The sequence below is a fragment of the Phocicoccus pinnipedialis genome, assembly GCF_903994035.1.
Lineage (GTDB): Bacteria > Bacillota > Bacilli > Staphylococcales > Salinicoccaceae > Phocicoccus > Phocicoccus pinnipedialis.
On the sequence record NZ_CAJEWB010000012.1, the window covers coordinates 21,487 to 29,766 of the forward strand.

The 8,280-nt window shown below is 38.4% G+C and carries 7 protein-coding genes, 1 other RNA gene and 1 pseudogene; 8 read left to right on the forward strand and 1 reads right to left on the reverse strand.

Features of this window, described 5'->3' with window-relative positions; genetic code table 11:
• Positions 1–5 precede the first annotated feature (5 nt).
• The 8 genes from tpiA to ssrA all read left to right on the forward strand — a co-directional run bounded on the left by tpiA (position 6) and on the right by ssrA (position 7,960).
• A complete protein-coding gene (tpiA, locus tag H9D55_RS07780; protein ID WP_186078340.1) occupies positions 6–764 on the forward strand; it encodes a triose-phosphate isomerase in 759 nt (252 codons plus the stop codon).
• Complete coding sequence (gene gpmI / locus H9D55_RS07785; protein WP_186078342.1) at positions 757–2,265, forward strand: 2,3-bisphosphoglycerate-independent phosphoglycerate mutase; 1,509 nt, start codon at positions 757–759, stop codon at positions 2,263–2,265. Before tpiA ends, gpmI begins: the two co-directional genes overlap by 8 nt.
• A 24-nt stretch (positions 2,266–2,289) precedes the next feature.
• Positions 2,290–3,588 carry a phosphopyruvate hydratase gene (gene eno / locus H9D55_RS07790; protein ID WP_186078343.1) on the forward strand — a complete coding sequence of 433 codons (1,299 nt, stop codon included), beginning with the start codon at positions 2,290–2,292 and terminating at the stop codon, positions 3,586–3,588.
• A 72-nt stretch (positions 3,589–3,660) separates the two neighbouring features.
• Positions 3,661–3,891, forward strand: coding sequence for a preprotein translocase subunit SecG (secG, locus tag H9D55_RS07795; RefSeq protein ID WP_186078345.1), 231 nt, complete (start codon positions 3,661–3,663; stop codon positions 3,889–3,891).
• 129 nt (positions 3,892–4,020) lie between these two features.
• On the forward strand, positions 4,021–4,758 hold the full coding sequence (locus H9D55_RS07800) for an alpha/beta hydrolase (protein ID WP_186078347.1): 738 nt from the start codon (positions 4,021–4,023) through the stop codon (positions 4,756–4,758).
• Between the two features lie 11 nt (positions 4,759–4,769).
• Complete coding sequence (gene rnr / locus H9D55_RS07805; RefSeq protein WP_186078348.1) at positions 4,770–7,064, forward strand: ribonuclease R; 2,295 nt, start codon at positions 4,770–4,772, stop codon at positions 7,062–7,064.
• 6 nt (positions 7,065–7,070) lie between these two features.
• The gene (gene smpB, locus H9D55_RS07810) at positions 7,071–7,535 is read left to right on the forward strand and encodes an SsrA-binding protein SmpB (protein WP_186078350.1); all 465 of its coding nucleotides are present in this window, start codon (positions 7,071–7,073) and stop codon (positions 7,533–7,535) included.
• Between the two features lie 68 nt (positions 7,536–7,603).
• Positions 7,604–7,960: a transfer-messenger RNA gene (gene ssrA, locus H9D55_RS07815) on the forward strand.
• Between the two features lie 73 nt (positions 7,961–8,033).
• Here ssrA and H9D55_RS08130 read toward each other — a convergent pair.
• A pseudogene (locus H9D55_RS08130) lies at positions 8,034–8,280 on the reverse strand (hypothetical protein); the annotation flags it as partial.

The following is an 8,280-nucleotide window of genomic DNA, read 5'->3' on the forward strand; positions in this document are numbered from 1 at the left end:
TTATAATGCGTACACCAATTATTCTTGGTAACTGGAAGATGCATAAGACGCTGGGTGAAGCGGTTGAATTTATTGATGAGTTAAAGACAAGAGAACTACCAGAAAGTGTTGAAGCGGGCATCTGTGCGCCGTTCATTCACTTAAGCGATCTTGTTTCAGGCTCTAAAGAGACAAGTTTTGGCATTGGAGCAGAGAACGGACACTACGAAGATAGTGGTGCGTTTACTGGTGAAGTTTCAATTGCTAGCCTTGCGGATCTTGGCGTAAACTACGTTATTATTGGACATAGTGAAAGAAGGCAGTATTTTGCTGAAACGGATGAAGCGGTCAATAAAAAGATTCTTAAAGCGTTAGAAAAAGATGTCGTACCTGTAGTGTGTGTGGGTGAATCATTAGAAGAGCGTGAAGATGGCTCTTACGAATCACTGATTAAATCGCAAATTGAAAAAGCGTTTGCGAATGTAACTGAAGAGGAAGCATCAAGGGTTGTTGTGGCGTATGAACCGATTTGGGCGATAGGTACGGGAAGATCAGCGACAAGTAAAGACGCGAATGACATGTGCAAATTCATTCGTGAAACACTTCATTCGTTATACAATGAGTCTGTAGCAGAAGCGGTACGTATTCAATATGGTGGATCTGTTAAACCAGAAAATATTAAGGAGTACATGGCTGAAAAGGATATCGATGGTGCTTTAGTAGGTGGTGCGTCACTCGAAGTGGATCACTTTGTTGCACTACTAGAAGGTGCCAAAAATGACTAAGCCTGTCGGTTTAATTATTTTAGATGGTTTCGCATGTCGGGACGAAGTGAAAGGTAATGCCGTTCGTCAAGCGAACAAACCCAATTTTGATTATTTCTATAATGAATATCCACACAATATGCTTGTTGCTTCAGGAGAAGCGGTCGGTCTTCCAAAAGGGCAGATGGGTAACTCTGAAGTGGGTCATTTAAATATTGGTGCAGGGCGCATCGTTTATCAGAGTTTAACGCGTATAAATAAATCTATAGAAGATAAGTCCTTTTTTCAAAATGAAGCATTATTAAAAACAATTCAACATGTGAAACAAAATGACCGTACGCTACATCTCATGGGTCTACTCAGTGATGGTGGTGTTCACTCACATTATGAACACCTATTCGCACTATTAGAACTCGCAAAGGCGCATGATATTAAAGAAGTATACATCCATGCATTCTTAGATGGCAGAGATGTTCTAAAAAAATCAGCGCTCATATATGTAGAAGAGCTAGAACGACAGATTCAAACAATCGGTATCGGCGAAATCAAAACAATTTCTGGTAGGTATTATGCAATGGACCGTGACCAAAGATGGGAGCGTACAAAACAAGCATATGATACGATTACGAAGGGCATGGGTCCTACGTTTAAAGATGCATGTTCTGGAATCACAGAATGCTATGAGCGTGACGTATCAGATGAGTTTGTGACACCATTTGTCATTGGTGAAGAAAAAGAATTTATTTCTGACGGAGATGGAATTATATTCTTTAACTTTAGACCAGACCGTGCGACTCAACTATCACGCGTGTTTAAAGATCCTGAGTTTGATTCATTTAATTCGATTGATTATGAGAATTTAATGTTTACAACATTCACAAACTACACCGATGCAATCGGTGCGGATATCGCATTTGATAAAGATGATTTAAAGAACACAGTTGGAGAAGTCGTTTCTAACAATGGAATGAAACAACTGAGAATTGCTGAGACAGAAAAATATCCACATGTCACATACTTTATGTCAGGTGGACGTCATGAACCTTTTGACGGCGAGTCTCGCATACTTGTAGACTCACCCAAAGTTGCGACATATGATCTTCAACCTGAGATGAGTGCATATGAAGTGAGAGATAGAGCAGTAAAGGCATTAAAAACAAAAGAATTAGATTTAATGATTCTAAATTTTGCGAACCCAGATATGGTTGGACATAGTGGTAAATTAGAGCCTACAATTAAAGCGATTGAAGCGGTAGATGAGTGTTTAGGACCAATTGTACAAGAAATACTCTCACAAGATGGTGTCGCAATCATCACAGCGGATCATGGGAATTCTGATGAGGTTTTACAACTCGACGGTTCACCAATGACTGCACATACAACCAACCCTGTTCCAATCATCGTCACGAAGAAAGGCATTGATGTCGGTAGTGGAGTTTTAGCGGACATCGCACCAACAGTACTTGATTTACTTGGAATTAAGCAACCAGAAGAAATGACTGGACATTCATTAATCAAATAATTTATTTACTAAGGAGATATTTAAATGTCAATTATTACTGATGTATACGCACGTGAGGTGCTCGACTCAAGAGGTAACCCAACGATTGAAGTAGAGGTTTTAACAGAATCTGGCGCGTTTGGTCGCGCAATCGTACCTTCTGGAGCTTCGACAGGTGAATACGAAGCAGTGGAACTCAGAGATGGTGACGCAGATCGTTACATTGGTAAAGGTGTGCTTCAGGCAGTAGAGAACGTCAATGATCTCATTGCGCCAGAAATTGTAGAAGGCGAATTCTCAGTTTTAGAACAAGTATCACTGGATAAGATGATGATTGCTTTAGATGGCACTGACAACAAATCACGTTTAGGTGCGAACGCAATCCTTGGGGTATCTATGGCAGCAGCTCATGCAGCAGCAGACTACCTTGGACAACCATTATATAAATACTTAGGTGGATTCAATGCGGTTGAACTCCCAGTACCAATGATGAATATCATCAATGGTGGAGAGCACGCAGACAACAACGTAGATATCCAAGAATTTATGATTATGCCAGTTGGTGCGATAAACTTTAAACATGCGTTACGTATGGGAACTGAAATCTTCCACTCGCTCGCGAAAGTATTAAAAGAAAAAGGGTTATCGACAGCAGTGGGTGACGAAGGTGGATTCGCTCCGAACCTTGGTTCTAACGAAGAAGCTTTAGAGACTTTAATTTCTGCAATTAAAGCAGCGGGCTATGAGCCAGAGAAAGACATTGTTCTTGCGATGGACGTTGCTTCAAGTGAGTTCTACAATGCTGAAACGAAAACATATGAACTTTCAGGAGAAGGTAAATCATACTCATCTGATGAGCTTGTAGACTGGTATGTTGAGCTATGCAATAAATATCCAATCATCTCAATCGAAGACGGCTTAGATGAGAATGACTGGGAAGGCCACAAGCGAATGACTGAAAAACTTGGCAATAAGGTACAACTTGTTGGTGACGATTTATTCGTAACGAATACAGACAAGCTTGCTCAAGGGATTGAACAAGGTGTCGGTAACTCAATCCTAATTAAAGTGAACCAAATCGGTACATTAACTGAAACGTTCAATGCGATCGAAATGGCTAAACGTGCAGGATACACTTCAGTAATCTCACATCGTTCAGGTGAAACGGAAGATACTACAATTGCTGATATTGCTGTTGCAGTAAATGCTGGTCAAATTAAGACTGGTGCACCTTCACGTACTGACCGTGTTGCGAAATACAATCAATTACTACGCATCGAAGACGAATTATACGAAACTGCAGTTTACAAAGGTTTAGATGCGTTCTACAATTTACAAAAGTAGTAGAAACTATTGTATAGTTTAAAAAACACTGATATAATTTAAGACGTTATATATACTCAGGAGGAACACGCAATGTATACAGCTCTAGTCGTGTTGCTGATTATTGTATGCATATCTCTAATTGCGGTTGTGTTACTTCAATCTGGTAAAAGTGCTGGATTATCTGGCGCGATTAGCGGCGGTGCTGAACAATTATTCGGTAAACAAAAAGCACGTGGGATGGACCTAGTACTACACAGAATTACAGTGATACTAGCTGTCGCATTCTTCTTAATAATGATTTTATTAACTTACGTTAGTTAATACACATGAACTAAGAATTTAAAGCCATGCAATGTATACATTGCTTGGCTTTTTTTATTCATCATTTTAACTCTGCAACGTTTAGTTTCCTTCTGATTTAACGTACAATGTGGATAAGAGGTGTTAATCATGCAAGTAAAAATTCCTGAACAATTTCATTTTAATGAAGGTACAAAGCCATATGTTGTCTTGATGTTACATGGGTTTACAGGTAACACTTCAGACGTCAGACAGCTTGGGAGATACCTAGAAAAACAAGATATACCGAGCTACTCATTTAACTATGAGGGTCATGGTGAAGCTCCAGAAAACATTTTAAAAAGTTCACCATATGTTTGGTATAAACAGGTTGTAGACGCATACGATCATTTAAAGAAACAATATGACAGAATCTTTGTTGTTGGATTGTCGATTGGTGGCGTATTAGGACTTAGATTATCATTAGAACGTGAAGTCGAAGCGCTAACGACTGTATGCTCTCCTATGTCACTAAAAACGAATGATGATTTAATAGAGAACTTCAAAACTTATGCTAGAATGTTTAAAACACGTTTTGAACAGAAGGATGAAGGGGAAATAGAGAAAGAGATTGCTGCTTTAACTTACGAATCTGTATTTGAAGATATTCGCTCATTTATCATGAGTGTGAGAGATGATTTAGATGAAGTTTATATACCGATGCTTATTGCTCAAGGTGAGCAAGATGTAGTGATTGACAAAGAAAGTGCGGCAATTATTTATGATACTGTGGATAGTGATGAGAAAGATCTAATCTACTATAAAGATTCTGGTCACGTATTAACAATGGATACAGATAAAGAAACCTTTTTTGAAGATCAGTATCAATTTCTTAAGGAACACATATAGGAGGATTTTTCATGAGAGATTTTAAAAGTGAAGTGTTAGAGATCATCGATCGTGATGATTATACACCCTTAACAATAGAAGAATTAACGAACGTACTCGACGCTCATGACTCAGATGATTTTAAAGCACTTGTAAAAACTTTAGTCTCTCTAGAAGAGTTACGTGTCGTTCGAAGAACAAAGAAAGACCGTTATATTAAACAAACAGAGTCGAAGTACGCGAAAGGTACACTCTCTATGCACAAGCGTGGATTTGGATTCCTACGGGTTGAAGAAGGCATGGATGATGTATTTATTCCACCAAATGATGTGAACGGTGCATTTGATGGTGATACAGTGCTAGTTGAACTTAAAGACGGATCTAGAGGAGAAAGCTCTGAAGGTACAGTAGTTGAGATTCTAGAACACAATATCACACAACTCGTTGGTCGCTACGAAGGAAGTAAAGGCTTCGGTTTCGTAGTACCAGACAAACAAACATTCAAAAAAGATATATTCGTATCGAAAAGCAATAACTTAGGTGCAGTATCTGGACATAAAGTTCTAGTGGAAATCACTAAATTCCCTGAACACAATGAAAATCCAGAAGGGCATATTACAAGAATTCTCGGACATGAAAATGATCCAGGTGTAGATATTCTTTCAATCGTTGTTCAACATGGGATCAATATCGATTTCCCAACAGACGTTATGCACGAAGTTGAATCTGTTCCAGACACAGTGCAGGAAGATGAGAAGTTAGGCAGAGTAGACTTACGTGACGAACTAACAATTACAATTGATGGTGAAGATGCGAAAGACTTAGATGATGCTGTTGCGGTTAAAAAGTTGGATAATGGTAACTTTGAATTAACGGTAAGTATTGCAGACGTATCACACTATGTTAACGAAGGATCACCACTAGACATTGAAGCATATGATCGAGGAACATCTGTCTACCTCGTTGATAGAGTCATTCCTATGTTGCCACATAAACTATCAAATGGTATTTGTTCATTAAATCCAGATGTAGAACGACTTGCAATGAGTTGTCGCATGGAAGTGGATAGCGAAGGTAGAGTTGTCGATCATGAAATCTTTCAAAGTGTGATTCAGTCTGATTACAGAATGACATACACTGCAGTAAACAAGATTCTAGAAGACGATGATGAAATGACCAAGAATGAGTTCCATGAAATCACACCAATGATTCAAGATGCAGGTGAGCTTGCAAAAATCTTAAGACACAAGAGAGATCTCCGTGGTGCGATTGACTTTGACTTCAATGAAGCAAAAGTATTAGTTGATAAAGAAGGTGCACCAGAAGATATCGTACTTAGAACACGTGGTGCAGGTGAAAAACTGATTGAAGAGTTTATGTTACTCGCGAACGAGACAGTAGCAGAAACATTACATTGGATGGAGTTACCATTTATTTACCGTGTACACGAAGACCCTAAAGAGGATAAACTCCGTCAGTTCTTTGATTTCCTAACAGGATTCGGTATCTTTGTAAAAGGTAAGGGGAACCAGATTCACCCACATGCATTACAAGAAATTTTAGAACAAGTGAAAGATACCCCTGAAGAAATGGTAATCTCAACACTTATGCTCCGATCGATGCAACAAGCGCGATACTCAGAAGAGTCCCTCGGACACTTTGGACTTTCAACTGAGTACTACACACACTTTACATCACCAATCAGACGTTATCCAGACTTAATGGTACACAGATTGATTAGAACATATCTCATCAATAAGAATGTGCGTAAAGAAACTGTAGACCACTTTAAAGAAGAATTACCTGAAATTGCGAAGCACACTTCAGAACGTGAGCGTAGAGCAGTGGATGCTGAAAGAGATACAGTAGACTTGAAGAAAGCAGAGTACATGCAACAACACATTGGTGAAAAATTTGAAGGTGTGATCAGTGGTGTCATGAACTTTGGTATGTTCGTAGAATTACCGAACACAATTGAAGGACTTGTACACGTAAATAACTTAACGGATGATTTTTATAACTTCAATGAGCGTATGATGGCAATGCTTGGAGAAGGCACAGGTAAAGTCTTCCGAATTGGAGATACTGTAGAAATAGAAGTAAAAGACGTGAACCTAGACGAGCGCTTAATAGACTTTAAGGTCGTCGGAATGCCGGATAGTAAACGCGAAGAACCCAGAAACAGAAAACCAGTGAATATCAAAGCAAAAACGCGAAGCCGTTCACATAGAGATAAGGTAAATGAATCTCGCGGTAAGAAACCTAAATCTAAGAAACCTTTCTATAAATCAGTGGCGAAGGGTAAAGGCAAAAAGAAAAGGAAGTAGAATCGTATGAAAAAACATCATAGTAAAGTACTCAGCCAGAATAGAAAAGCGAGTCATGATTATTCTATAGAAGATACGATTGAAGCAGGAATTGTTTTAAAAGGAACAGAAATAAAATCCATACGTCGCGGTAGTGCAAACTTACAAGATGCATTCTGCCGTGACTTTAAAGGTGAGATGTACGTATATAACATGCATGTCGCACCTTACGAAGAAGGAAATAGATTTAATCATGACCCATTAAGACATCGTAAACTACTGCTTCATAAAAAAGAAATAGATAAGCTGATCGGGTATCTTCATAACCCAGGTCATGCATTAATACCACTCAGACTCTATATTAAGAACGGTGTGTGTAAAGTATTAATCGGATTAGCAAAAGGTAAGAAAAAGTATGACAAGCGTGAAGACTTAAAACAAAAGCAAATGAAACGAGATATCGATCGTGCGCTAAAAGAACGTAATATGTAAATAGATTGAGAGAATTCTCAAAAAATGATATGATATTAAATGCAGTCAAGAGACTGTCTTATATATTAGGGGACGTTCTGGATTCGACAGGGGTTGGTTGAGCGTCTTAAGCGTGTCGGAGGTTTCGGCTTCGTCAACAACGATACTCAGTTAATAATAACTGGCAAAAATAATAATTTAGTAGCTGCTTAATTGCCGCTACATCATCTCGTACGCTTTCCTGCGGCCTTCTGAGATGATTCAACTTTAGTAGGATATACACACTCTCTGCCGTCTGAAGCGGGTGTGAAGAATTTAATCAGACTAGCATAGATTCAGGTTTGTTCAGTACCACAGTCTATGTGAACTTTAAACGAGAACTACACACGTAGAAAGAGACGAGGCAAGATCCTTGGACGCGGGTTCAACTCCCGCCGTCTCCATAGTTTATCTCGTATCGCCATATGGCGATACGAGATTTTTTATTATAAATGTAGAATAGACTCTTAATTATTGTGATTATTTAGTCTTAACTCCGGTATAGAGATATTTACCAATGGTAGTTTTTCTAACAACTAGAAAATCAATTGAGTAAGTTATCAATACTGCTATTAATACTAAAGTTAAATAAGAAGTAAAACTATAATGATTTACATATTTAATATAGTAATAAGCAGCAATCGTTATAATAGGTTGATGTAGCAAGTAAACCGAGTAAGATGAGTCAGATAGGTAACGTAATACTTTATTAGTGCTATTTAAATAT